Origin of the sequence: Nocardia panacis (assembly GCF_003598715.1) — a bacterium.
Lineage (GTDB): Bacteria > Actinomycetota > Actinomycetes > Mycobacteriales > Mycobacteriaceae > Nocardia > Nocardia panacis.
On the sequence record NZ_QZFU01000031.1, the window covers coordinates 1753 to 4592 of the forward strand.

1 rRNA gene is annotated in these 2840 nt (G+C 53.7%); it reads left to right on the top strand.

What is annotated here, in order from left to right:
• Positions 1-14 precede the first annotated feature (14 nt).
• Positions 15-2840, top strand: a 23S ribosomal RNA gene (locus D5S18_RS24815); the annotation flags it as partial.

Here is a 2840-nt window from a genome sequence, read left to right on the forward strand (position 1 = left end):
CTAAAGTAAGAAATGGTTAAGTTAGAAAGGGCGCACGGTGGATGCCTTGGCACTAGGAGCCGATGAAGGACGGGACGAACACCGATATGCTTCGGGGAGCTGTAAGCAAGCTTTGATCCGGAGATTTCCGAATGGGGAAACCCACTGCTCGTAATGGAGTAGTATCCATACTTGAATACATAGAGTATGAGAAGGCATACCCGGGGAACTGAAACATCTAAGTACCCGGAGGAAGAGAAAGCAAATGCGATTCCCTGAGTAGCGGCGAGCGAAACGGGAACAGCCCAAACCAAGAGGCTTGCCTCTTGGGGTTGTAGGACACTCTATACGGAGTTACAAAGGAATGATATAAGCGAAGAGGTCTGGAAAGGCCCGCCAAAGAAGGTAACAGCCCTGTAACTGAAATGTCGTTCTCTCCAGAGTGGATCCTGAGTACGGCGGAACACGTGAAATTCCGTCGGAATCCGGGAGGACCATCTCCCAAGGCTAAATACTCCCTAGTGACCGATAGTGAACCAGTACCGTGAGGGAAAGGTGAAAAGCACCCCGGAAGGGGAGTGAAATAGATCCTGAAACCGTGTGCCTACAAGTAGTCAGAGCCCGTTAACGGGTGATGGCGTGCCTTTTGTAGAATGAACCGGCGAGTTACGATCCCGTGCAAGGTTAAGCAGAAGATGCGGAGCCGCAGCGAAAGCGAGTCTGAATAGGGCGCATGAGTACGTGGTCGTAGACCCGAAACCAGGTGATCTACCCATGTCCAGGGTGAAGTTCAGGTAACACTGAATGGAGGCCCGAACCCACGCACGTTGAAAAGTGCGGGGATGAGGTGTGGGTAGGGGTGAAATGCCAATCGAACCTGGAGATAGCTGGTTCTCTCCGAAATAGCTTTAGGGCTAGCCTCAAGGTAAGAGTCTCGGAGGTAGAGCACTGATTGGACTAGGGGCCCCTACCGGGTTACCGAATTCAGTCAAACTCCGAATGCCGATGACTTATCCTTGGGAGTCAGACTGCGAGTGATAAGATCCGTAGTCGAAAGGGAAACAGCCCAGACCGCCAGCTAAGGTCCCAAAGTATACGTTAAGTGGAAAAGGATGTGGAGTTGCTTAGACAACCAGGATGTTGGCTTAGAAGCAGCCACCATTTAAAGAGTGCGTAATAGCTCACTGGTCGAGTGACTCTGCGCCGAAAATGTACCGGGGCTAAACGTATCACCGAAGCTGCGGACTGTTCTTACGAACAGTGGTAGGAGAGCGTTCTAAGGGCTGTGAAGCCAGACCGGAAGGACTGGTGGAGCGCTTAGAAGTGAGAATGCCGGTATGAGTAGCGAAAGACGGGTGAGAATCCCGTCCACCGAATGCCTAAGGTTTCCTGAGGAAGGCTCGTCCGCTCAGGGTTAGTCGGGACCTAAGCCGAGGCCGAAAGGCGTAGGCGATGGACAACAGGTTGATATTCCTGTACCACCTCCTCACCATTTGAGCAATGGGGGGACGCAGGAGGATAGGGTAAGCGCGGTATTGGATATCCGCGTCCAAGCAGTTAGGCTGGGAAATAGGCAAATCCGTTTCCCGTGAAGGCTGAGCTGTGATGGCGAGCGAAATTTAGTAGCGAAGTTCCTGATTCCACACTGCCAAGAAAAGCCTCTAGCGAGGTGAGAGGTGCCCGTACCGCAAACCGACACAGGTAGGCGAGGAGAGAATCCTAAGGTGATCGAGAGAACTCTCGTTAAGGAACTCGGCAAAATGACCCCGTAACTTCGGGAGAAGGGGTGCTTCTTAGGGTGTTAAAGCCCCGAGAAGCCGCAGTGAATAGGCCCAGGCGACTGTTTAGCAAAAACACAGGTCTCTGCGAAGCCGTAAGGCGAAGTATAGGGGCTGACGCCTGCCCGGTGCTGGAAGGTTAAGAGGAGCGCTTAGCGTAAGCGAAGGTGCGAATTGAAGCCCCAGTAAACGGCGGCCGTAACTATAACGGTCCTAAGGTAGCGAAATTCCTTGTCGGGTAAGTTCCGACCCGCACGAAAGGCGCAACGATCTGGGCACTGTCTCAACGAGAGACTCGGTGAAATTATAGTACCTGTGAAGATGCAGGTTACCCGCGACAGGACGGAAAGACCCCGTGGAGCTTTACTGCAGCCTGATATTGAATGTTGGTACAGCTTGTACAGGATAGGTAGGAGCCTTGGAAACCGGAGCGCTAGCTTCGGTGGAGGCATCGGTGGGATACTACCCTGGCTGTATTGACCTTCTAACCCGCTGCCCTTATCGGGCAGGGAGACAGTGTCAGGTGGGCAGTTTGACTGGGGCGGTCGCCTCCTAAAATGTAACGGAGGCGCCCAAAGGTTCCCTCAGAATGGTTGGAAATCATTCGCAGAGTGTAAAGGCACAAGGGAGCTTGACTGCGAGACCTACAAGTCGAGCAGGGACGAAAGTCGGGCTTAGTGATCCGGTGGTTCCGCATGGAAGGGCCATCGCTCAACGGATAAAAGCTACCCCGGGGATAACAGGCTTATCTCCCCCAAGAGTCCACATCGACGGGGAGGTTTGGCACCTCGATGTCGGCTCATCGCATCCTGGGGCTGTAGTCGGTCCCAAGGGTTGGGCTGTTCGCCCATTAAAGCGGTACGCGAGCTGGGTTCAGAACGTCGTGAGACAGTTCGGTCCCTATCCGTCGCGGGCGCAGGAAATTTGAGAGGAGCTGTCCTTAGTACGAGAGGACCGGGATGGACGCACCGCTGGTGTACCAGTTGTTCTGCCAAGGGCATCGCTGGGTAGCTATGTGCGGACGGGATAAGTGCTGAAAGCATCTAAGCATGAAGCCCCCCTCAAGATGAGATTTCCCATTCC